Annotated in this window: 24 protein-coding genes; 4 read left to right on the top strand and 20 right to left on the bottom strand. The window is 61.1% G+C overall.

Features of this window, described 5'->3' with window-relative positions:
* Positions 1-87: 87 nt before the first annotated feature.
* From E6C55_RS20115 to E6C55_RS20075, 9 genes are all read right to left on the bottom strand, one after another.
* Positions 88-1059 carry an RluA family pseudouridine synthase gene (locus E6C55_RS20115; RefSeq protein ID WP_230986772.1) on the bottom strand — a complete coding sequence of 324 codons (972 nt, stop codon included), beginning with the start codon at positions 1057-1059 and terminating at the stop codon, positions 88-90.
* A complete protein-coding gene (locus E6C55_RS20110; protein ID WP_136371610.1) occupies positions 1056-1658 on the bottom strand; it encodes a cob(I)yrinic acid a,c-diamide adenosyltransferase in 603 nt (200 codons plus the stop codon). Before E6C55_RS20110 ends, E6C55_RS20115 begins: the two co-directional genes overlap by 4 nt.
* Positions 1630-2319: a bifunctional adenosylcobinamide kinase/adenosylcobinamide-phosphate guanylyltransferase gene (locus E6C55_RS20105; RefSeq protein WP_136371609.1), complete on the bottom strand. Its 690-nt coding sequence runs from the start codon at positions 2317-2319 to the stop codon at positions 1630-1632. Before E6C55_RS20105 ends, E6C55_RS20110 begins: the two co-directional genes overlap by 29 nt.
* 77 nt (positions 2320-2396) lie before the next feature.
* The gene (locus tag E6C55_RS20100; RefSeq protein WP_136371608.1) at positions 2397-2660 is read right to left on the bottom strand and encodes an aspartyl-phosphate phosphatase Spo0E family protein; all 264 of its coding nucleotides are present in this window, start codon (positions 2658-2660) and stop codon (positions 2397-2399) included.
* 108 nt (positions 2661-2768) lie between these two features.
* Complete coding sequence (locus tag E6C55_RS20095) at positions 2769-3935, bottom strand: aminotransferase class I/II-fold pyridoxal phosphate-dependent enzyme (protein WP_230986774.1); 1167 nt, start codon at positions 3933-3935, stop codon at positions 2769-2771.
* Positions 3936-4025: 90 nt separating this feature from the next.
* Complete coding sequence (locus tag E6C55_RS20090) at positions 4026-4517, bottom strand: Lrp/AsnC family transcriptional regulator (RefSeq protein ID WP_136371606.1); 492 nt, start codon at positions 4515-4517, stop codon at positions 4026-4028.
* Between the two features lie 148 nt (positions 4518-4665).
* Positions 4666-5094 (bottom strand): spore coat protein, encoded by a 429-nt coding sequence (locus tag E6C55_RS20085; protein ID WP_136371605.1) that lies wholly within the window; start codon positions 5092-5094, stop codon positions 4666-4668.
* Positions 5095-5120: 26 nt separating this feature from the next.
* Positions 5121-5348 (bottom strand): hypothetical protein, encoded by a 228-nt coding sequence (locus E6C55_RS20080; RefSeq protein ID WP_136371604.1) that lies wholly within the window; start codon positions 5346-5348, stop codon positions 5121-5123.
* A 65-nt stretch (positions 5349-5413) separates the two neighbouring features.
* A complete protein-coding gene (locus tag E6C55_RS20075; protein WP_136371641.1) occupies positions 5414-6487 on the bottom strand; it encodes a TIGR04053 family radical SAM/SPASM domain-containing protein in 1074 nt (357 codons plus the stop codon).
* Between the two features lie 155 nt (positions 6488-6642).
* On the opposite strand from E6C55_RS20075, the gene E6C55_RS20070 reads away from it, so the two are divergent.
* Complete coding sequence (locus tag E6C55_RS20070) at positions 6643-7626, top strand: multicopper oxidase domain-containing protein (RefSeq protein WP_136371603.1); 984 nt, start codon at positions 6643-6645, stop codon at positions 7624-7626.
* A 33-nt stretch (positions 7627-7659) separates the two neighbouring features.
* On the opposite strand, the gene E6C55_RS20065 is transcribed toward E6C55_RS20070, so the two are convergent.
* A complete protein-coding gene (locus E6C55_RS20065; RefSeq protein ID WP_136371602.1) occupies positions 7660-7989 on the bottom strand; it encodes a V4R domain-containing protein in 330 nt (109 codons plus the stop codon).
* Between the two features lie 160 nt (positions 7990-8149).
* Between E6C55_RS20065 and E6C55_RS20060 the strand changes: the two genes are divergently transcribed.
* A complete protein-coding gene (locus E6C55_RS20060) occupies positions 8150-8572 on the top strand; it encodes a YlbF family regulator (protein WP_136371601.1) in 423 nt (140 codons plus the stop codon).
* A gap of 516 nt (positions 8573-9088) precedes the next feature.
* Here the strand turns inward: E6C55_RS20060 and mobB are convergent.
* From mobB to mobA, 4 genes are read right to left on the bottom strand one after another with little or no spacing between them, the layout of a single operon-like run.
* Complete coding sequence (gene mobB / locus E6C55_RS20055) at positions 9089-9616, bottom strand: molybdopterin-guanine dinucleotide biosynthesis protein B (RefSeq protein ID WP_230986771.1); 528 nt, start codon at positions 9614-9616, stop codon at positions 9089-9091.
* A complete protein-coding gene (locus tag E6C55_RS20050; RefSeq protein WP_136371600.1) occupies positions 9613-10350 on the bottom strand; it encodes a YwiC-like family protein in 738 nt (245 codons plus the stop codon). Before E6C55_RS20050 ends, mobB begins: the two co-directional genes overlap by 4 nt.
* Positions 10347-11642, bottom strand: a complete 1296-nt coding sequence (locus E6C55_RS20045) for a molybdopterin molybdotransferase MoeA (RefSeq protein ID WP_230986770.1) — start codon at positions 11640-11642, stop codon at positions 10347-10349. Before E6C55_RS20045 ends, E6C55_RS20050 begins: the two co-directional genes overlap by 4 nt.
* On the bottom strand, positions 11605-12303 hold the full coding sequence (mobA, locus tag E6C55_RS20040; RefSeq protein WP_136371599.1) for a molybdenum cofactor guanylyltransferase: 699 nt from the start codon (positions 12301-12303) through the stop codon (positions 11605-11607). Before mobA ends, E6C55_RS20045 begins: the two co-directional genes overlap by 38 nt.
* A gap of 178 nt (positions 12304-12481) precedes the next feature.
* Between mobA and E6C55_RS20035 the strand changes: the two genes are divergently transcribed.
* Positions 12482-13177, top strand: coding sequence for a Crp/Fnr family transcriptional regulator (locus E6C55_RS20035; RefSeq protein ID WP_136371598.1), 696 nt, complete (start codon positions 12482-12484; stop codon positions 13175-13177).
* Here the strand turns inward: E6C55_RS20035 and ric are convergent.
* Complete coding sequence (gene ric / locus E6C55_RS20030; RefSeq protein WP_136371597.1) at positions 13134-13871, bottom strand: iron-sulfur cluster repair di-iron protein; 738 nt, start codon at positions 13869-13871, stop codon at positions 13134-13136. The genes E6C55_RS20035 and ric overlap by 44 nt on opposite strands.
* Before the next feature lie 168 nt (positions 13872-14039).
* Here ric and E6C55_RS20025 point away from each other — a divergent pair, with 168 nt between their 5' ends.
* The gene (locus E6C55_RS20025) at positions 14040-14771 is read left to right on the top strand and encodes a Crp/Fnr family transcriptional regulator (protein WP_136371596.1); all 732 of its coding nucleotides are present in this window, start codon (positions 14040-14042) and stop codon (positions 14769-14771) included.
* A 27-nt stretch (positions 14772-14798) separates the two neighbouring features.
* Here the strand turns inward: E6C55_RS20025 and E6C55_RS20020 are convergent, their stop codons facing one another.
* From E6C55_RS20020 to E6C55_RS20000, 5 genes are read right to left on the bottom strand one after another with little or no spacing between them, the layout of a single operon-like run.
* Positions 14799-16319 (bottom strand): nitrate/nitrite transporter, encoded by a 1521-nt coding sequence (locus E6C55_RS20020; protein WP_136371595.1) that lies wholly within the window; start codon positions 16317-16319, stop codon positions 14799-14801.
* A 1-nt stretch (position 16320) separates the two neighbouring features.
* On the bottom strand, positions 16321-17043 hold the full coding sequence (gene narI, locus E6C55_RS20015; protein WP_136371594.1) for a respiratory nitrate reductase subunit gamma: 723 nt from the start codon (positions 17041-17043) through the stop codon (positions 16321-16323).
* Positions 17040-17606 carry a nitrate reductase molybdenum cofactor assembly chaperone gene (gene narJ / locus E6C55_RS20010; RefSeq protein ID WP_168735771.1) on the bottom strand — a complete coding sequence of 189 codons (567 nt, stop codon included), beginning with the start codon at positions 17604-17606 and terminating at the stop codon, positions 17040-17042. The genes narI and narJ overlap by 4 nt, the downstream gene beginning before the upstream one ends.
* A 16-nt stretch (positions 17607-17622) precedes the next feature.
* On the bottom strand, positions 17623-19092 hold the full coding sequence (narH, locus tag E6C55_RS20005) for a nitrate reductase subunit beta (protein ID WP_136371592.1): 1470 nt from the start codon (positions 19090-19092) through the stop codon (positions 17623-17625).
* Positions 19082-22771, bottom strand: a complete 3690-nt coding sequence (locus E6C55_RS20000; RefSeq protein WP_136371591.1) for a nitrate reductase subunit alpha — start codon at positions 22769-22771, stop codon at positions 19082-19084. The genes narH and E6C55_RS20000 overlap by 11 nt, the downstream gene beginning before the upstream one ends.
* Positions 22772-22811: the final 40 nt, after the last annotated feature.

The following is a 22811-nucleotide window of genomic DNA, read 5'->3' as shown; positions in this document are numbered from 1 at the left end:
GCATCCTCGCACGAGCTCAAATGTCGGTTTTCCCGACATTCGGCGAGAGCTGCCTACCCCAAAGAAGCAGTACGGCGGCGGAAAAAGCTACAGAGGCGGAAGCCCCTCCAGCGTGCGTTCGAGCTCCTGCAGGTCGGGCGGAAGCTCGGCTCTCAGCTCCAGCCGCTCCTCCGTCACCGGGTGACGGAAGGCGAGCAGCGACGCATGCAGCGCCTGCCGGCCGATCGCGTCCTTAACGAGCGCCGCCAGCTCGGTCGCCTCCCATTGCGGATCGGCGTAATACGAGTCTCCGAGCAGCGGACAGCCGATCCAGCCCATATGGACGCGGATCTGGTGCGTGCGCCCGGTGCCGAGCCGAATGTCGAGCGCCGAAGCTCCGCACGGGTACGCGCGCGAGACTTCGTAGAAGGTCAAGGACGGAGCCCCGTCCGCGAGCACGGCCCGGCGATGGGGATCGGTCGGAACGCGGCCGATCGGCTCGTTCACTTCTCCCGCTTCCTGCGGGGGACGGCCGAAGACGTAAGCCCGGTAGCGCTTCTCGATTGTCCCTTCCGTCATCTGCACGGAGAGCTGCTGGTGCGCATACGGATGCTTGGCGATAACGACGAGACCGGACGTGTCCTGATCCAGCCGATGGACCGGACGGAAGCGGCAGCTCTCGCCCTTCTCTCTCCAGTAATGGACGACGCCGTTGGCCAGCGTATTCGCGTAATGGCCGGTCGTCGGATGCACGATGATGCCGGCGGGCTTGTTCAGGACGAGCAGGTGCTCATCTTCAAATACGATGTCGAGCGGGATCGGTTGCGGCAGGATGTCCTCGGAGCTCTCCTGCTCCATGCGGAACTCGACGACGTCTCCGATCGCAAGGCGGAAGCTCGGATACGCCTTCTCGCCGTTGATCGTAAGTCCTTCCTCCGACTGCTTCAGCTTGACGAACAAGCGGCGGGAGACGCCGAGCCGCTTGCGCAGCACATCCCGAAGCATCCGGCCCTCGTCGCGTTCGTCCGCGACGTGCACAACCGGTGCGTAATAGCTGTCTGTCATTGCACGTTCTGTCATTCCGCGGCCGACCTCCGGGAGAACACGTTCGCGCCCCGCTCGTATTCGACGTCGGGCACCTTCAGCATGGCGTTCGCCTTGCGAGCCGCCATGAAGAAGTAATCCGACAGCCGGTTCAAGTAGCGCAGCACCTCTTCCGGGCAAGGCTGGGCCGCCGCCATCGTCACGGCCCGCCGCTCCGCTCTCCGGCAGACGGTCCGGCAGACGTGAAGCTGCGCCGCAAGCGCGCTCCCTCCCGGAAGAATAAACCGCTGCAGCGGCGGCAGCCCCTCCTCATGCCGGTCGATCCATTCCTCCAGCCGCGCCGTCATCGCCGCATCGACCTTGAGCTGCTCCGGCTTCGGCGCGGCGTAGCTCAGGTCGGAGCCGCAGTCGAACAGCTCCTGCTGAACCTGAAGCAATTGCTCCAGCAGCCGCTCCCCTTCCCCGCCGCGCTCATCCTTGCCTTCGTGCTCCGCCAGCCAAGCCGCGGCTTGTCCGACCAAGCTGTTCAGCTCATCTATCGTTCCGTAAGCCTCGATTCTCGCGTCGTCCTTGGACACGCGAGCTCCGATCACGGACGTCGTTCCTTTATCTCCGGTTCGAGTATAAATCTTCATCGTTCCCGTTCCCCCTCTTCATTCGCGGCCCCCGAATCTCGACCGCCACGCCGGACACGAGCATCCGCAGCTCCGCGCTGCGCTCCGCCAGCCTCCGGTTCGCCTCGGCCAGCTCCCTGGCGTACCACCTCTCCCAAGGATCGTCCGCCAGCCCCGGCGCAGGCTGCTCCGTCACGACGATGCTCCGGCCGTGATAGCGCAGCAGCGCATCGACGACCCGCCGGAACTCCTTGCCCGCCCGGTCCGTTCGGAGCGCGAACAGGTCCTCCGTCTCCGGTATCCGCTTCGGCCTGCCCCTGCGGGGCGGCTCGGCGGGCGCAGGCGGAAGCGTCATCTGCCGAACCTCGCGGACCGCTCTCCGCAGCCAGCCGGACAGGCTGTCCAGCACGATCACGCGATTGTCCGCACGGAACGGATTGGACTTCAGGTTGATCTGATCGATCCGGTCGGACAGCTTCTCGTCCGCCTTCCAGCGCATCCACACAACTCGCTCTTCTTCCATCAGGGCCGATTCGTCCGGACGCCCTCCGACGAGGTCCTCCCGCTCGTTCGGCCAAGTCGGGCAGCTCAGCAGGATCGCCTCCCGCGCAAGCGACGCCGCCCACCTCTCGGCGTAAACCGATTTACCGCAGCCAACACCCCCGGTGACCATCCACAGCATGTGCGATCCCTCCCCGGACCTTGCCTACGCCTAACTATAGCACAAAAGAAAAAGCCCGGTCACGGGAATGACCAGGCTTACCGGGGAATAGACGCAAGCTTCATATATTCGATAATTTTCGTATCCAGCAATCGACTGATTTCGATAACGGACTCGGAGAGGAACGACTCTTCCTTCAGGAAAGCTTCGGTCATCCTTCTTCTTAAATCATCGATTTCGTCCGCCAAATTCCCGAGATTGGAAGAGTGGGACAGGGCCGGCTCTGTTTCTGAATCGGACGGGATAAGATGGGCCGCGGCATCGGGATTATTCAGGGATGATTGCTGTTCCGCCATCGCCATGCTCTCTCCCCTTTCACTGATGAATAAACACCAAGCGGGATGAAAAACAAGGGTAATTATAGCAGAACATAGAGAAAAAGACTAACTATTTTGGGTGTTTCTGCAAGATTAACGCAATTTGTTCAAAAATCCGCCGATTCTGTCCAACGCTTCCGTTAACTGAGTTACAGATGTGGCGTAGGAGCATCGGATGAAGCCTTCCCCGCCCTGGCCGAATACATAGCCGGGAACGGCGGCAACCTTCGCTTCCAGCAGAAGCCGGGAAGCGAACTCCTCCGAGCTTAACCCGGTATTCGCGACCGACGGGAATGCGTAGAACGCGCCCTGCGGCTCATGGCATTCCAGCCCGATCTGACGGAAGCCTTGAACGACGAGACGGCGGCGCTGGTTGTACGACTCGATCATCCGGGCCATCTCTTCCATGCCGTTCGTCAGCGCTTCGAGCGCCGCCACTTGCCCCATGATCGGGGCGCACATGACCGTGTACTGGTGAATCTTGAGCATCGCGCCAATCAGCTCCGGATGGCCGCAGGCGTAGCCCATGCGCCAGCCGGTCATCGCGAACGCCTTGGAGAAGCCGCTCACGACGATCGTCCGGTCCTTCATGCCGGGGAGCGAAGCGAAGCTGACATGTCTCGGGCCGTAGGTAAGCTCCGCGTAGATCTCGTCGGCGATGACGATCAGATCGTTCTCCTCCACCAGCTTCGCGATCGGCAGCAGATCGTCGTAGCTCATGATCGCTCCGGTCGGGTTGCTCGGGTAGCAGAGCACCAGCGCTTTGGACTTCGGCGTGATGGCCGCCCGGAGGCCGTCGGCCGTCAGCTTGAACTGATCCTTGGCGAACGTCTCGATCCCGACCGGAACGCCCCCGCTTAAGGAAGCGATCGGATTGTACGGGAGGTACGTCGGCTCGGGAATCAGAATCTCGTCCCCGGGCTCGATCAGCGCGCGGATCGCCAGGTCGATCGCTTCGCTGCCTCCCACCGTGACGAGAACCTCGTCCGCCGGGTTGTAGCTGAGCTCGAAGCGGTCGTGCAAGTATTGCGCGATCGCTTCGCGAAGCTCGGGCATCCCCGCGTTCGAGGTGTACTGGGTCTTGCCCTTCTCAAGCGAGTATACGGCCGCATCGCGATACCGCCAAGGCGTCACGAAGTCGGGCTCCCCGACGCCGAGCGAGATGATGCTGCTGTCCTTGCTGGCGCTCACTAAATCGAAGAAGCGCCGAATTCCGGACGGAGGAATGGCGCGTGCGCTTGCTGCCAAGTAATCCTGCATGCGGCTGCGCGGCGACCGGGCCCCTTGCTCGGCTGTCTCGGGCTGTTCCACATTTCTGATCATCGGAATACGATCCTTCTTTCAGTAGGTTTACGGCGAGATAAGGAGACGATGATCGTCTTCGAATTCCTCGAAAATGATGCCGTCCTGTTTGTATTTTTTAAGAATGAAAAAGGTCTTGGTCGAGATAACGGATTCGATGGTAGACAACTTATTCGACACGAACGAGGCGACTTCCTTCAGATTCTTCCCCTCGATCTCGACGCACAGGTCGTACGCTCCGGACATCAGGTACACCGACTTCACTTCCGGGTACAGATAAATCCGCTCCGCGATGCTCTCGAAGCCGCGTCCCCGCTCCGGAGAACATTCCACCTCGATCAGCGCCGTCACCTTCTCGTCGTCGACCTTGCTCCAATTGACGACCGCCGCATATTTGACAATGACGTGGTCCTTCTCCATCTCGTCGATGGCCGCGGATACCTCCGTCTCGGTAGAGCCCAGCATCGTTGCGATCGTACCTGCGGATAACCGCGCGTCTTCCTTGAGCAGATCCAAGATCTTGGACTTCAATTCACTCATAGAGATCCCTCCTGAATACCTCTCATATTACATCAAATACAGGCTCAATGGAAAGAATCAATTGTTAACGGTTGTACGCGAGAAGCCCCCGCCCGGAATTCTCGGTTCCGGAGGGGGGCTGGCTGCGGCGCTTCCGCGGTCGGTCGGTTCACATGTACGGCGTATGCGAATGCTGCATGCCCGATTGGTGCTGCTGGGCGCCCTGCGGCATGTAGCTCGGCTGCTGCCAGACGGGAGCCTGCTGGTAGCCCCATTGCGGCTGCGCCGCTTGCGGAGCGCTCTTGCGCTGCTGGACGAATTGATTCGTCTTCTGCTGCGTCTGCTGATACTCCTTGAACTGCTTGTCGATCTCTTGGCGCAGTGCCGGGGACGCTGTATTGTACATTTTCTGCTGGCTCATCGCATTGTACAGTTCCCCTTGCATCGCCAGCGTCGTGTTCAGCAATTGAGTGAAGTGCTGGCGGACCGTCGGACAGACCGCCTCCGTCGCCGCCGTCGCATACTCGCGGGTAACGCGCTTCAGATCGGACAGCACCGTATAGGCGAGATCCTCATCCGGCATAAACTGTTGGTTCATGGCTTCGAATACCTCCTTGGATCGGATTAGCCTTGCGGCTGAGTCGGAGCGAGCGATTGGTGCTGCTGCAGGCAGCCCAGCAACGCTTGGTATTGCGACTGGTGAACCTGCGCTTGATGCATCAGCACTTGGGAGATTTGAGGATTCGTGCAGCTCAGCGCACCCGCCGTGCACTGCTTGATAAGCAGATCCTCGTTCGACAGCGAATCGGCGATGTACTCGAGTTCCTTGGCCGTTATCGGCAGCATGTTCATGGACAGAGTCCCTCCTTGCGTCTAGTCATGGACAACGGAGTTAGTGTGGCTCGCGGCGGCCGAAGTTATCCCTGATCTGCCGGAATAAACGCGCAATAAGGGTCGCTCTCCATATAATCTCCCGTTACGGCATAGGCGCGGGCCCGCGAGCCGCCGCACAGCGATCTGTATTCGCAGACGCCGCACTTGCCCTTGAGCCGGGACTTATCGCGCAGCTCCATCAGGACAGGCGATTCGCGGTAGATCTCGGTCAGCGGACGCTCCCGCACATTGCCGCAGGAGATGGGCAGGAAGCCGCTCGGATACACGTCGCCGACATGGCTGATAAACACGAAGCCGTCGTCGTTGACGCCTTGCTGCGCACGCCCGAGCATGTCCTCCCGTTTGACGATCGCATCCTCCGCTCCTTCTTGCGCAAGACGCTTCTTCTGCTGGATGAACACGCGGCGATAGTGAGGCGCCTCCGTCGCTTTGACGCCGTAGGGCATTGTGCGCTGGACCTGGACAAGCCACTTCATGACCACCTCGTGCTCCTCGGGCGAGATCATGTCCTTCTCCATCCCCCGGCCGGTCGGCACCAGGAAGAAGACGCTCCACAGAACGGCGCCCAGTTGCTTAACCTTCTCCGCGGTCGCTGCGAGATCGTGAAGGTTGTACCTCGACACCGTCGTATTGATCTGGATCGGAATGCCGTGCTCCTTCAAATATTCGATTCCCCGCATCGTCAGATCGAAGGACCCCTTCGTTCCGCGAAAATAATCGTGGATGTCCGCACAGGAGCCGTCGAGGCTGAACGCCCAGCGGGACAGCCCGGCGTCCTTCGCCTGTCCGACCGCCGCCCTCGTCACCCGGGGAGTCGCGCTTGGCGTCATCGACACCGACAGCCCCTTCTGCCGCACCGCATACCTCGCCAGCTCGAACAGGTCCGGCCGCATAAGCGGGTCCCCTCCCGTGAACACGAACAGCGGATTGTCCATCTCCGCAATGCTGTCGATCAGCCGGCATCCTTCCTCGAACGTTAGCTGCCGCGGATCGGCGCGATACTGGGCTTCGGCGCGGCAGTGAAGACACTTCAGGGCACAGGCGCGCGTCACCTCCCAGATCACAATAAACGGATTGACCCGATAATCTCTCTCCATCGCCGTTGGTCTCACTATTATCCCTCTCTTCTGCGAATCGGCCTTTTTTGTCGGAACGATGACATTATCGCGGCTGTGTCCCCCGTCACAATGGCCGCCGCCGCATTGCCGTATCTTAAACCTAATCCTAATTGAATCGATGGGGGGCTTATGCCATGCCGTTGCATCCATGGAAGTTCGCTGTTCTGTTAGCCGCCGCTTTGTCGTTAGCCGCTTGCCGCAGCGATGCCGGAACGGAAGCGGAGGGCGCATCCGCGGCACCCTCCGCGCAGGTTATCGACCAGGCTCCGGTAGAGCCGATCGTCACGCGCGAGGGCGATGTCGTTCATATCGAATTGACCGCTCAGGTAACGAACGTCGAGATTGCCGAGGACGAGTACTACCGGGCGTGGACGTTCAACGGAACCGTCCCCGGACCCGTTCTTCGCGTGCGCGAGGGCGACACGATCCAGCTCACCCTGCGCAATCTCGATCCGAACATGCCGCATTCGATGGATCTCCATGCCGTCCAAGCCTCCCCGAGCGGCAAGTTCGTCGACATCATGCCCGATGAGCAAGGCACCTTCACCTACACGGCGGACTCGCCCGGCGTCTTCATGTACCATTGCGGGACGAAGCCGGTTCTGCTGCATATCGGCAACGGCATGTACGGCATGATTATCGTGGAGCCGAAGAACGGCTATTCGACCGACGCCGGCGTCGATCGCGAATATATGCTTGTCCAGAGCGAGTGGTATGCGGACAACAGCATCGACGCGATGCTGCACGGAGAGTCGAAGTACGTCGTGTTCAACGGCAACGATTACGCGCTTAACGAACAGCCGCTGCTGGCGAAGGTCGGAGACCGAATCCGGCTCTATGTCGTGAACGCGGGGCCGAACGAGGTGTCCTCCTTCCACGTCGTCGGCGCGATCTTCGACCGCGTGTACGAGAGCGGCAATCCCGCCAACGTGCAGCGGGGCATCCAGACGACACTTATTCCCGCGGGAGGCGGCAGCGTCGTCGAGTTCACCGTGCAGGAAGCCGGCGATTATCCGATCGTCAGCCACCAATTCGATCAGGCCACCAAGGGAGCCGTTGCCACTCTCCGCGTGACGGAGGACGGACGCGACAACGGCGAGCCGGCGATGGGGCATTAGGCACGAGGCATTGGAAAAGACGGGGCATTGGAGCTAGAGCAGCCTGATCTCGTATTCGCAGCGTTCGTCCCCGTTCACGTTGCAGCGAATCTCCTTCACGCTGACTTTGCGCTCCAATATTCGGGACAAGGCGCCTTCCATGATAGCTCCTTCGAGGTCGCACACCAGCTTCTCTTCCATGACGGGAAGGCCCTTGCAGAAGCAATCCTCGATCGCTACCCGCAGCAACCGTTCCTCTTGATGAACGATCTCGGGCAGCCCGATCCTCAGGTCGCGGAACAGTTGGAACAGCTCCAGCGGAACCTGATCGCCCAGTTGCTCTCTCTTGATCTGCTTCATGTCTTCGAATGTAAATTCTTGCATGGCGGACCGCCTCCTTGAATTGCCCTTTGCTTTGCTGTCCAGCCCATCGTACCACCGAAGCCCGGGCCGAATTGTGAGGCCTGTCACAGTTCGCCGGCCGAAATCGCTGTAGAGTTAGAGACGACACAACAATGAGCAGAGGAATGAAGGAGGATCACCCATGATCGTTAAAGTGGATACGGATCTGATCAAGGAGAAAATGCAGGAGCTTTGCACCGAGCTGTTGCAGCAGGAGTCCTATCAGACCATGAGAAACTCGATCGACCGATTCGCCGAGGACGAACGTTCCGTTGAACAATACGACAGCTTTATGGCGAAGCACCGCGCCCTGGAACAGATGGAGACGCGCAACGAAGAGCCGACCGACGACGAGATGAACGAATACGAGCAAGCCGAGCAGGCGTTGTACGAGAACGAGGTCATCCGCAAGTTCCTGTATGCCCAGAGGGAGTTTAACCAGTTGCACGATCTGGTCAGCCAATACTTCCGGTTAACCGTTCAACTGAACCGCCTTCCGGAGTCGAGCGAGCTCCCGAAGGGAGGCTGCGGCTGCGGCGGAAGCTGCGGCGGGCATGGGCATTGACCCGAACACTAACTAACCATCGCCGCTTGCCGCCACCCCTCCCCAGTCCGATTTTATGCGAAATTTCACATTCATCACGTCGTCATTGACGCCTTTCAGCCGGTTTTATGTGATTTTTCGCATTCATCGCGATGTATCGGCGCCTTCCGGCTCCATTTTATGTGAAATTTCATATTTATCGCGTCATACGGGGCCTTTCAGCTCGTTTTTATGTGAAATTTCACATTAATCGCGTCGTGCGGGCGCGAAACTCCAACAACGAGGCTCGAGCGAGGCTGATGGTGTGCCGGTGACGGGTTGGAGGTTTGTGTCTTGCGGTTTGAGTGTTGCGATTTGTGTGTTGCGATTTGTGTGTTGCGGTTTGTGATACGGAGGCAGTGATACGGAGCCTAGTGCTTAGAGGTTTGTAAGTGAGGTTAGCGGCGCCGCTCCTGCAGCGGTGCCCGAACGCAGGAACGGCGATGCCCGGGAGAGTCTCCCTGCACCGCCGTTCCCGCGTTATCGCCGCTTCGCGCCCTAAGGCTTCTGCGCAAGCAGATTCGCCTGCACCCACTTGGCCAATCCGTCTGCATCCGCAAGCGGGAAAACAGGAAGCTCCCCGCCGCCCCCCGCTCCAGGGAACCAGGAGACGACAGCCCTCACATTCGTCAGGCGGTGCAGCAGCTCCTCGTCCTCCTGCGTCCGGAGCATGACGATCTTGGCGTAGTTGTCCTGCTTGAACCCTTCGACAACGACCGCATCCATATCGGTCATTCGGCGCACAATCTCCTCCAGGGGGACCGGCCGCTCCTCCATGAACGCCGTCCGGCAATCGCTCGTGATCGCCGTCATGCAAGCTCCCGCCTCGCGGTGGCGGAACGTATCCGTGCCCTCGCGGTCGACATCGAAGCGGTGCGCGTCATGCTTCACCGTTCCGACAGCAAGCCCCGCCGCGGTCAGCGTCCGCACCAGATGCTCGACCAGCGTTGTTTTGCCGCTGTTCTTGTAGCCTACCACTTGAATGACGTCCGTCAGCTTCGCCCTCTTCCCGATTGGTTCCCTCAAGCATACATCGGAAGCAGGAATACCGCCAGCAGCACGAACTGCACGGAGCCTGCGATCTCGATGATCCCGACCTTCATCGGCCTCACCAGCTTGCCGGCGAGGGAGAACGCGCGAGCGGCGGAGAACAGATAAGCCGCGCTCATCCAAGGGTATCCGAGCGCCAGCGGCAAGGCAAGCAGCAGCGCATGATACACGTACGAGCAGACGGCCCAACGCTTGTTTTTCCTCTCGCGGAATACCGACTTCACGAAGAAGACGCTGCCCGTGAAGTACAGGAAGCTGAACGCGACAACCGCGGCCATCGTGCGGTCCCAATCGCCGTCTCCCAGCAGGTACGCGGCGGCGCCGCCGATGGCGAAGGTCAGAATGGCGCATAAGTCGTTCACCAGCGCTCTCTCGGAACGGCGCTTGGCGTGCCACAGATTGACCGCCAGCAGCGCCAGCAGCGGAATCCCGAACAGGAACAGGCGCGGCATCGCGATAAGCGGCGGAATGAGGCAGACGACGGCGACCGCTCCGTACAGCACGCCCCAACGCACCCAATGGCTCCTGTTCGAGCTTCGTTTGACGGCTTGCAGCAGCGGATATGAAGATAAGTACAGGAAGAACCAACCCAGGAACAGCGGAATGTGCCACACATTCGGAGCGCCGGCAACCGTCCCGATCAGGAACGGAACGGTCACCATCGCCCAGCCTCCGTGCTCGTGCGGGATGACGATTTTCTTCGCCTTCATGGAACGATAACCCCTCCCAACCGGATGGCCTTCACCAATTCCCCCCGCCTGATGCCCGACTTCGTCGGGGGAATGACGATCAGGCAATTGGCATCCTTGATCGACAGAACCGCGCTCGACTGGTCCAGGCCGATCGGCCTCGCTTCGACCCGGCCCTCGCGAAGCTCCGCCCGGCCGCGGACGTAACGGGCGTACGCGTTCACCTTCAAGTAATCCTCCGCCAGATAGGCGGCGAACTCCCAATCGGCGGCAGCGTACGACCTCTGCATCGCCAGCAGCGCCGGCCGCACGAACAGCTCGAAGCCGACGAAGCACGCCGACGGGTTGCCGGAGAGGCCGAACAGCAGCTTCTCCTTCCAGACGCCGGCCGTTGTCGGGCTGCCCGGCCTCATCGCGACCTTGTTGAACAGCGTCGTCCCTTCCCATCTCAGGAAGTAGTCGGCCATAATGTCGTAATCGCCGACGGACACCCCGCCCGTCGCCACAACCGCGTCGGCATCCGACGCCAGCAGCTCGCCCAGCAGGCGCTCCGCCCGGTCGCAGTCGTCGGGCACCGTGCCGGCCGGCACGGCTTCGCCGCCCGCCGACGCGATCAACGCGGCGAGCATATAGGCGTTGCTGTTGCGCACTTTGCCCGGCTCGAGCGGAGCCGCGACATCGAGCAATTCCGTGCCGGTCGACAGAATCGCAACTCTCGGCTTCCGGAACACCTTCACCCGGGAGCTTCCCAGCGTCGCAAGATCAGCCATCTCGCCCGCGCCGATAAGCTGCCCGGCGCGAAGCAGAATCGTCCCTTCCGCGGCTTCTTCCCCGATCGGCGTAAGATGAGTGCCGCGCGGGTCCGCCTTCCGGATTCGGACATATTCGCGGCCGTGCCCGCACGCCGCCTCGGCCATCTCCTGCATCACGACGGCGTCCGCGCCTTCGGGCACCATCCCGCCCGTCATAATTCTCGCGGCTTGGCCCCGCTCGAGCTTGCGCAAGGGCACCGCTCCGCACGGAATATGCTCGACGATCTCCAGCTCGCACGGCTCCTCGGAAGAAGCCGCCGCGACATCCTCGAGACGCACGGCGTAGCCGTCCATTCCCGCCCTCCGGAAGTGCGGGATCGGCTCCTTCGTTGTCGCATCGACAGCGAGACGGCGTCCGATCGCTTCGGCAAGCGGAACCTCCTCGAAGCCGGTTCGGGGACGAACGCACGCCAGCAAGCGGTCCGTTGCCTCCGCGGGCGTCAGCGTCCTACGGTTCCATTTATCATTGATTGTGCCGTTTTGCCGCATCTGAGCTTCCAACGGTCAGCCCCTCTTCCCTTTGCCGATCCAGCAGCAGCGATCGCTCGTATTCGTTCGGCGTATTGACATTGAGCACGAATTGCGGGTCGATTCCTTCGCTCAGGAAGGTTCGCTCGGTTATCCATTCGCAGCGAACCGATTCCAGGAATTCATTGGCCTTCAGCCGCCCCGTCTCGAGCCATATCGCGATTCTCTCGGCGCAATTCTTGTCATAGATCGCATGCAGCGGATGAGGCCGCCCATCGATGCAAGGAACGACCGCATCGGCGGCCGTCGCCGTCTTATGCTTATCCATCAGCAATGCGGCGCGCGGCGAGAGGAACGGCATGTCGCACCCTACAACCCACGCCTTCGATTCGCGTGCCAAGGACAACGCCGCATGAATTCCTGCCAGCGGACCTTGCCCGGGATAGAAATCCGTGACGATCCGAACCCGGCTGCCCAGAATGGGCAGATAGAGCCGCGGCTCGTTCGTTACGAGAATAACCTCCGAGCAGACCGTCCGCAACTTGCGAATCTGGCGATGAACCAGCTTCTCATGACGATAAGAGAGCAGTGCCTTGGGCGAACGGCCCATTCTCCGATTCTGGCCTCCGGCCAGGATAACTCCCGATAAGCCGATTCGCTCATCGCTCGGCAGCGGCTTCACCATATCCAGCATCGTAAGCCTCCATAACCTCAGTTTAATCGCTGTTGCTTTTACCAGTATCGTCTTCGCCGGGAGGCCGCTCAGTGATATCGCTCACAGCACGAACGCACCTGATGCCATTATTTTAAATATAGAGAATCTTCGGCTCTTCAAACTTCGGATCTTCAACTTCGAATCATGGAGGATTGCTATGACTGCCGATAAAATTGCCGAATTCCTGCGTCAGGCCCCCTTGTTCCACGACCTGAACGAGCGGGAGCTGCAGCGGATCGAAGAGATTACCGTCTCCCGGTCCCTGCCCAGGAGAGCGACCATCTTCATCGAAGGCAGCGAGAAGGAAGCCGTCTACTTCATTCGCAATGGACTGGTCAAGACGTATAAGACGGACGAGAACGGACACGAGCAGATCGTCTCCTTCCTGAAGAGCGGGGATATGTTCCCTCACACCGGTTTTTTTAATCAGAACCCGTACCCGGCAACGGCCGAGACGATCGCCGAGACGAATCTGCTGGCCATCCCCGTCCGGCAGTTCGAGCACCTGATGACGAGCACCCCGTCGATCGCGATCAAGATGATGCGCGTGATGGGGGACAAGATTCGGGAATTGCAGGAGCGGCTCCAGGTGCTGTCCGGACAGGACGTCAAGCACCGGGTGCTGATCTTCCTGCTTCAGCTCGCCGACCATCACGGGGTGTGGAGAGGCAGCAAAATCACGATCAATCTGCCCATGACCCACCAAGAGCTCGCCAATTCGATCGGAACGACCCGGGAGACGATCAATCGCCTGCTTAATCAGATGCACAAGGACGGGATTCTCGAGGTCCACCGCAACCGCATCGTCATTATCGACCTGGAGTCGCTGAAGCAGATGAGGGATCTGAAGTAATCCTCGGGAACAAAATATTGTTCTCCAGATGAACATGCTCGAACATATCCGACTCCAGCTCCTCCAGCTTGCGGAAGGCCAAGGTGTAGGTCTTGCAGGCTTCGGGCGGCAGCTTGAAGTCATTCGTAATCATGCGGATCGCCTTCAGGTATTCCCCGACGGAGCTGTGATCCGCTTCCAGCTCGCGCAGTCCCTGCACAGCCCGGACATGAACCTCGGCCGCAGGCTCGGACTCGTATTGCTTAAACAGGGGGAACAGCGTCTCCTCCTCCTCGATGAGATGCTGGTCCAGCTCGAGCTTCATCTGGTGGAAAATCTTATGAACGGCAGCCAGCTCGGGGTGGCCGCCGCCGTGGACCCGGAGGATCTTCGTGACGAATCCGCTCAGCAGCGGCAGCTCCTTCCGCAGATAGCCGTGATGCCGCTGAACGATGTAGTCGATCAGAGTCGCGATCTTCTCTTCTTGCCAATTCCGCTCCGGCTCCCCGGCTCTCGACCGGATAGCCTCGTAGCTGGCGTTAAGCCGGCTCAGCACCTCCCGCTCGTCCAGCTTCCGACTGCGGACGGCCTCCAGCAGACTTCGATCCCCGCCGCAGCAGAAGTCAATCCGATATTCCTTGAGCAGGTTGCTCGCACCCGGGAAGTCGGACACGATCGCCCCGATCCGTTCCTCGCCCGTGAATCGCTGTTCCATGACGCTTCATCCTCTCCTTGTAGGCTCCCCTTAGTATAAAAACGTCGGCCGAGACTAACTGTGACGGAGCACACAGTTCGCAAGAATGCCTTTATAAGGGTGAGTATAATCACAATTCCGCCTCCTTCGCTCTGCTATACTGGCCTCAACGCCATGGAGGTGGCCCTTATGTCCCTTATATCCAGCATTGCTAAACAGCCGAAGCCCCGCTCGCTGCGCAACTCGTTCTGCTTCTCGGAAGACAATCTGGAGCGCTTGCGGCAGATCATGTACTTCAGCGCGGCGGAGGCCGGCAGCTATCTGTTCCGGGAAGGCGAACGCTCGAATCGCCTGCTCTACGTTCAATCGGGCAATGTGAAGGCGACGAAGCTGATGGAGAGCGGCAAGGAATATATTTTCGGCCTCTCCCGCGCCGGAGACTTCATCGGGCAGCTCGATCCCCTGCAGGAATCGAGGCATTTCTATACCGCGCAGACGATGGATGCGTGCGAGATCGGCGTCATCCAGAACCAGGATCTGGAGGTTCTTCTCTGGCAGCACGGCGACCTGGCCGTCGAATTCGCCGCGTGGATGGGCTACATGCACCGGCTGACCCAGACGAAGCTGCGGGATCTTCTGATGCTGAGCAAGCCCGGCGCACTCTGCTCCACGATCCTCCGGCTGGCCAATACGTACGGAGTCGAAGGCAATGACGGAACCCGCATTGCGTTCAGGCTGACCAACTCCGAGCTGGCCGATTACATAGGCTGTGCGAGAGAGAGCGTCAACCGCATGCTCGCCGACTTGAGAAGGGCCGGCGCCATCTCCATCCATGACAATCTCATCACGATCCTGGACAAAGCCTACCTTCGGCACATATCCCGATGCGAGCTGTGCCCGGCCGAGCTGTGCCGCCTATAGCGCTCCCGCAGATTCGCCGCCGTACGCTTATCCGCTCTTCATGGCGGCGTGGCTCGCCTTGCTGATGTCGCTGAACATGCCGGCGTAATACTTCACTTCGCCGGCATCGTTGCGAATCGCCGTGATGTTGAGCCATTCGAGGTACACTTCCCCGTTCTTGCGCCTGTTCCAGATCTCGCCTTGCCAGTAGCCCTTCTCCCGGATGGATTGCCACATCTCCGCATAGAAGTCCTTGCCCTGCCTGCCGGATTTAAGCACGCTCGGCTTCTTGCCGACCACTTCCTCCGGCGAGTAGCCGGTTACCGCCGTGAAGGCGGGATTGACGGAGCGGATGACGCTGTTCGCATCCGTGATCAGAATCGCTTCGATCGTGCTCTCGATAATCGTGGACGAGAGGCGCAGCTTCTCCTGATAGAACGTCCAGATCACCAGCACGAAGCTGACGAGGGCGAATTCGGAGAGCGCCATGAAGCCGATCGCGTAATGGCCGGTCATCTGCATCAGCGCCGTCAGCACAAGCGGCGGGAAGAAGCCGCCCAGGCCGCCCATCGCGGAGACGATGCCGTTCACGATGCCCCCCTGCTTGGAGAAGTACAGCGGCACCATCTTGAAGACCGCCCCGTTCCCGAGGCCCGCGCAGAGCGCGACGAGCAGCACGCCGACCGTGAACTGGCCGAACGACAGGGAGAACGAGAGGAAGACGCCGGACAACGTCAACCCTCCGAAGACGAACATCAGCACGATGAAGGCGTTCCAACGGTCGGACAGCCAGCCGCCGATCGGGCGGGCCAGCGTCGCCAGGGCGATGAAGCCGGCCGTGCGCAGGCCGGCATCCGCCTTGGTCAAGTCGAAGTTCGAGACGAGGAAGTTCGGCAGATAGACGGTGAACGCAACGAACGAGCCGAACGTGATGAAGTAGAACAGGCTGAGCAGCCACAGCTTGTCATTGCGATAGACGGCGCCGATCTGCGTCTTGAACGAGACCTTCGCCCGATTCTCCTTCTTGTCGCCCAGCAGAAGGTTCGCTGCCGCCACGGCGACCAGCAGGACGAGGTAGAGCTGGACCGTCGATTGCCAGCCGATCCGGTCCGCGACGACCGGGGCCGCGAACGCGGTGATCGCCGTCCCGACGTTGCCCATGCCGTATATCCCGTTGATCACGCCGTGCTTCTGCTTCGGATAATACTTGGGCAGCGAGGTGACCCCGATCGAGAAGGTGGCGCCGCTGAGGCCCAGGAGGAAGCCTCCGAGGATCAGATCCGCGAACGAGTCGGCGATGCTGATGAAGGACACCGGAGCCAGAAGGGCCAGGAAGCTGACCGCGAAGTTCCATCTGGCCCCGAACCGGTTCGTCCAGAAGCCGAGCGGAATTCGCAGAATGGACCCCAGAATGACCGGCACGGCCGTCACCCATGTCGATTGCTGCTGCGTCAGCGAGATGTCCTCCTTGATATAAGGCAGCAAGGAAGACAGAATTACCCATGACATGAATCCTGCTACCAAGCTTAGCGTCTGCAGCGGAAGCTGCATTCTGCCGCTGTTTCTCATCCTAAACAGCTCCTCTCCGCCCATTCTTCCGAGAATAAACGTTGCCGCCTCTGCGGCGGTAAACGACGTAGCTGCGCTTCAAGTAACCGAGCGGCAAGCTGAAAATATGAACGAGACGCGTAAACGGAATAACGAGGTACAGGACGAAGGTGGTCGTGATGTGGATCTTGAAGCCGAGCGGGATGTCCTGCATAAGCTCGGGCTGCGGACGGAAGACGAACAGGTTGCGCAGCCACGGATTGATCGTGGTCCGGTAATCGAATTCGGAGTGGCCCGCGGCGTTCATCGAGGTGGCCAGCAAGCCGGTGAACAGGACAACCGTCAGCACGACCAGCGCCAGCCGGTCGCCGAAGCTGCTCGTCGCGCGAATCCGCGCCGATGCGAAGCGGCGGTAGCACAGAATCAGGATTCCGACGAAGGTCACGACGCCCGCCGGCAGCCCGCCGGCGACGGCCGCGATATGGTAAGCCTCGTCGCTTACCCCGAGCGAGCGGTACACCGACACCGGAACGAGCAAGCCGGCGACGTGGCCGCCGAAGACGGCGATGATGCCGAAGTGGAACATCAGGCTGCCCCATCGCAAGATCCGCTTCTCCAGCAGCTCGCTCGACTTCGACGTCCAGCCGAACGGATTCGTCTTGTAGCGCAGCACAATCGCCGTCAGGAACACGGCAACGACGATGTAGGGCACGACTGCCCACAGGAACCATTCCGCCTTGTTCATCGCTGCCCGCCTCCCATCGAGGCTTCCGCCGGCTCGGGCTCGGCCGGTCTGTCCGGAACAAGCCGCAGCAGCAAGCCGACCGGAGGCGCGTACGGGCTGTTTGTTCCCGCCAGCTCGTTATGGATGGACCCGATCGCGGGCTTCACGCCGGACAGCGCGCCTACTGCCGCGCCCCAAGGGGCCGCCGAAGCGAATTCCAGCATAAGCGGCAAGTAATCCGGAAGCTCGGTCGTCTCCAATTCGAAGCCGGCTTCCTGGTAAAGTCTCTTCAAGCTCAGCAGCGCCGTCCCCCGCTCCCGGTCCTCTCCATGCTCGGAGTAGGTCGCGTACAGATTGGATTTTTTGCCGAAGTCGAACGTGCGAACGTAACGATCCTGCCATTCCCGCTCCTCCGTCCGTTCCGCCAAGTCCAGGAAGTCCGTTATCGTCTCCCGGTCTTCCGCGTCGGCAAGCTCCTCCGCTTCCTCCCGCAGGTCGGACAGCCGGCGCCTCCATTCCTCATCCGGATATTGGAGCAGAACGGACACAATCCCGTATAAACGCTGTATGGTTGCGATATCCAATCGAATTCCTCCTCGCTCAGAATACGCCGCAAGCGCCCGGTCCGCCGGCGAAGATCAGCCCGCAGGAGCCTTGCTCGTTGTACAGATCGGCCACTTGCTCGCGATGCGCGGCGGGAATAACGAAGCGATCGTTGTACTTGGCGATGGCCAGCAGCCGGTACATGTCCTCGACCGTCCGTTCGTCCATGCCGATCGCCTCGATCAGCGACGGATCGCCGGCGCGTCCGGTCTGCTTGTTCCGCATGTGAATCCGCATGACCGCCATCTTGCGAAGCACCTCCCGAATGTGCCCGGTATCGCCCGCGGTCAGCAGATTGGCGAGATACTCCACCGGAATTCGCATCCGGTCGATCGCCGGGAAGATATCCATCGGGTCCAGCGAGCTGCCTTGCCCCTCGACCCGGTTCGTGATCGGGCTAAGCGGCGGCACGTACCAGACCATCGGCAGCGTCCGGTATTCCGGATGGAGCGGGAGCGCGATGCGCCAGTCCATGACCATCTTGTAGATCGGCGATCGCTGCGCGGCTTCGATCCAGTCCTCCGGGATGCCCTCCTTGCGCGCTTCCCTGATCACCTCCGGGTCGTGCGGATCGAGGAAGACGCCGAGCTGCGCCTCGTACAGATCGCGTTCGTCCGGAGTCGAAGCGGCTTCCTTCACCTTGTCGGCGTCGTAGAACATCAACCCGAGGTAGCGGATGCGGCCGACGCACGTCTCCGAGCAGATCGTCGGCAGCCCGGCTTCGATGCGCGGGAAGCACAGCGTGCACTTCTCCGCCTTGTTCGTCTGCCAGTTGAAGTACACCTTCTTGTACGGACAGCTCGACACGCAGAACCGCCACGCCCGGCAAGCGTTCTGGTCGACCAGCACGATGCCGTCCTCGTCCCGCTTGTACATCGCTCCGGACGGGCAGGAGGAGACGCAGGAAGGGTTGATGCAGTGCTCGCAGATGCGCGGCAGATACATCATGAACACCTGCTCGAAGTCCATCTTGATCGCATCCTCGATGCCCCGCATGTTCGGGTCTTCCCGTCCGGTCACGTGCGCCCCGGCCAGGTCGTCCTCCCAGTTTGGTCCCCAGTCGATCTCCATGTACCGGCCGGTAATCTGGGACTTGGGCCTGGCGACCGGTTGGTGCTTCCGCTGAGGACTGTTCGTCAGCTTCTCGTACTCGTAGGTCCAGGGCTCGAAGTAATCGTCGAGCGTCGGCTGGTCCGGGTTGTGGAAGATGTTCAGCAGCCGGTTCGCCCGGGCGCCGGACTTCAGCTCGAGCTTGCCGTTCCTCAGCACCCAGCCGCCGCGGTACCGCTCCTGGTCCTCCCATTGCTTCGGGTAGCCGATGCCGGGCTTCGTCTCGACGTTGTTGAAGTACATGTATTCCGCTCCGGGGCGGTTCGTCCACGTGTTCTTGCAAGTGACGCTGCACGTATGGCAGCCGATGCACTTGTCGAGGTTCATGACCATGCCGACCTGCGCTTTAATCTTCAAGCCAATCGACCTCCTGAAGCTTGCGAATGATGACGTGCAGATCCCGCTGGTTGCCGGTCGGCCCGTAGTAATTGAACCCGTAGCTCAATTGCGCGTAGCCGCCGATCATGTGCGTCGGCTTGACGTGAATGCGCGTCGGGCTGTTGTGCGTGCCGCCCCGCGTCTCGGAGATCGGCGAGCCCGGCACGTTGATGTGGCGGTCCTGCGCATGGTGCATGAACGCCATGCCGCGCGGAATGCGGTGCGAGACGACCGCCCGGGCGACGACGACGCCGTTGCGGTTGAAGCACTCGATCCAGTCGTTGTCGGCAAGCCCCGCTTCTTCCGCGTCCTCGTTGTTGATCCACACCGTCGGCCCGCCGCGGAACAGCGTCAGCATCGGCAGCGAGTCGAAGTACATGCTGTGGATGGACCACTTGTTATGCGGCGTCAGGTAGTTGAGCACGATCTCCTTGCCGCCTTCGACGGGGCGCCTGCTCTTCGGATGGAACGGAGCGGTCTTGAGCGTCGGCTTGAACGTCGCCAGCGTCTCGCCGAACTCGCGGAGCATCTCGTGATCGACATAGAACTGCTGTCGGCCTGTCAGCGTCCGCCATGGAATGAGCCGCTCCACGTTCGTCGTGAACGGGGAATACCGGCGTCCTCCCTGCTCCGACCCGCTGAACGCGGGCGAGGTGATGACCGTCTTCGGCTTCGACGTAATGTCGTCGAACGTGAACAGCTCCTCCGCCCGCTCTTCCGCCAGATCCTTCAGGTGAAGATGGGTTTTCTTCTCCAGCGATTCCCAGGCGCGAACGGCCATGTGGCCGTTCGTCGTCGTAGAGAGCGTCAGAATCGCTTCTGCGACGTTGCGGTCCGTGCTGATGTCCGGACAGCCCTCCGAGAGGCCCGGCCTTCTGGAGACGCCCAGAACGCGCCTGAGCTTCTCGTATTCCGGCGCCGCCGACCAGGAGATGCCCTTCGTGCCGATCGGCTTCTCCTTCACATTCGGCCCGAGCGAGATCATCTTCTCGTAGACGGCGGCATAATCCCGTTCGACGACTTGAATGTGCGGCATCGTCCGGCCGGGAATCGGCTCGCACTCTCCCTTGCTCCAATCGCGGATCAAGCCGAACGGCTGCGCCAGCTCGTCGGGCGAATCGTGCAGCAGCGGCGTCGCCACGATCTCCTTCTGCAGACCGCTGAACTGACCTGCCGCCATATCCGAGAAGGAATGAGCCAGCTCCTTGAAAATATCCCAGTCCGAACGGGATTCCCACTGAGGCGGAACGGCCGGGTTGAACGGATGCACGAACGGATGCATGTCCGTGCTGCTCAGATCGCTCTTCTCGTACCAGGTGGCCGCCGGAAGGACGATGTCCGAGTAGAGGGCGTTGCCGGCCATCCGGAAGTCCATCGCGATCATCAGGTCCAGCTTGCCTTCGGCCGCCTTCTCCTGCCAATCGACCTCTTCGGGCCGCAGGCTTGGCTCGTCCTCGTTGAGCAGCCCGTTCGAAGCGCCGAGCAGATGCTTCAGGAAGTATTCGTGCCCCTTGCCGGAGCTCGAGATCAGATTCGATCTCCAGACGAACAGGACACGCGGGTAGTTGGCCGGATCGTCCGGCGCTTCGATGGAGAACCGCAGGCTTCGGTCCTTCAGCTTCCCGGCGACGAACGCTCCGATCTCCTCCTTGGTCGACGCTCCCGCCTGCACGGCATCCTTGTAGAGCTCCAGCGAATTGCGGTCGAACTGCGGATAGGAAGGCAGCCAGCCGAGCCTTGCCGCCATCACATTGTAGTCGGCCGCATGCCGGAACCTCGCCTGCCCCGCGAGCGGCGAGATCAGGTTGTCGACCGGCGTCTCCTCGTACCGCCATTGATCCGTCGCGAAGTAGAAGAACGAGGTGCCGTTCTGCAGGCGCGCCGGTCCCGTCCAGTCTCGCGCGAAGGCGATCGTCTGCCAGCCCTCGGCCGGGCGAAGCTTCTCCTGCCCGACATAGTGGGCCCAGCCGCCGCCGTTGACGCCTTCGCAGCCGCACATCAGGACCAGATTCAGAATCGCCCGATAGATGACGTCCGAGTTGTACCAGTGATTGATGCCCGCTCCCATGATGATCATGGACCGGCCCTTCGTATCGATCGCATTCCGCGCGAACTCGCGGGCGATCTGCACGGCCGTCTCGGCGGGGACGCCGGTGAACTTCTCCTGCCATTCGGCGGAGAACGGCCGGTCGGCCGGATCGTCGGAGATATGGACGTCTCCCAGGCCGCGATCGACGCCGTACTTCGCGAGCACCAGGTCGTACACGGTGGCGACGATCATCGTCTTGCCGCCGCAGACGAGCCGCTTCACGGGAAGGGCACGCTCCATCACATGGCCGCCATCGTCGTCGAAGTACGGAAGCCTCACCTTCACCACGTCGCTGTGCACGCCGAGCAGCGACAGCCGCGGATCGATCGGCCGGCTCTCCTCCGCCGTCTCCATGCGCAGGTTCCAGGTTCCCTCTTCTCCCCAGCGGAAGCCGAGGCTGCCCTTCGGGACGGCGAACGCGCCGGTATTGTCGTCGTACACGACCGTCTTCCACTGCATGTTGTTGCCTTCGGCTCCGAGGTCTTCGGCCAGCAGGAACCGTCCCGCCGTGCAGCCGCCTTCCCCTTCTTCGATCAGGAGCAGGTTCGGGAAGTCCGTATACTGCTTGGCGTACCGAACGAAGTAGTCCGTCTCGTTGCCGACGTAGAACTCCTTCAGGATGACCTGGCCCATCGCCATCGCGAGCGCGGCGTCCGTGCCTTGCTTCACCGACAGCCACGTGTCGGCGAACTTGACGAATTCGGCGTAATCCGGGCTGACGGAGACGACCTTCGTGCCGCGGTAGCGGACTTCGGCGAGGAAGTGAGCATCCGGCGTCCGAGTCATCGGCAGGTTGGAGCCCCACACCACGATATAGCCGGAGTTGTACCAGTCGCTGCTCTCCGGCACGTCGGTCTGGTCGCCCCAGATCTGCGGGGAAGCGGGCGGCAGATCCGCATACCAGTCGTAGAAGCTGAGCAGCGGCGAGCCGATCAACGACAGGAAGCGCGAGCCGGCGGCATAGCTGACCATCGACATGGCCGGGATCGGCGAGAAGCCGATGATGCGGTCCGGCCCGTATTGCTTGATCGTATGGATCATCGAGGCCGAGATCAGTTGCTTCACCTCGTCCCAGGAGGTCCGGACGAGCCCGCCCTTGCCGCGGGCGGACTTGTACCGGGCCGTCAGCTCCGCATTGTCCGAGATGCTGGCCCATGCGCGCACCGGATCGCTCTCCCGCCGCAGCGCATCTCTCCACAGATCGAGCAGAGCGCCCCGCACGTACGGATACTTGACCCGCAGCGGGCTATATAAATACCAGGAGAAGCTGGCCCCTCTCGGGCATCCCCGAGGCTCGAAGTCCGGCATGTCCGGCCCCGTCGTCGGGTAATCCGTCGCCTGGTTCTCCCAGGTCACGATACCGTCCTTGACATAGATCTGCCAACTGCACGAGCCCGTGCAGTTCACCCCGTGCGTCGACCGCACCACCTTGTCGTGCGCCCATCTTCTGCGGTAGCCTTCCTCCCAGTCCCGGCTTGCGGGCGACATCTCGCTCCAACCGTCCGAATGGCGCTCCCGCCTGGCGAAGTACTTGAGCTTGCGCGTCAGCTTCGATTGAGTACGGCTCATGTATACCCTCCTTGTCTTCCTCGTCGTCCTCGTCATCCTC

Source organism: Cohnella fermenti, assembly GCF_004801405.1.
GTDB classification, from domain to species: Bacteria; Bacillota; Bacilli; order Paenibacillales; family Paenibacillaceae; genus Cohnella; species Cohnella fermenti.
This window is presented reverse-complemented; position numbering and strand designations above follow the sequence as displayed.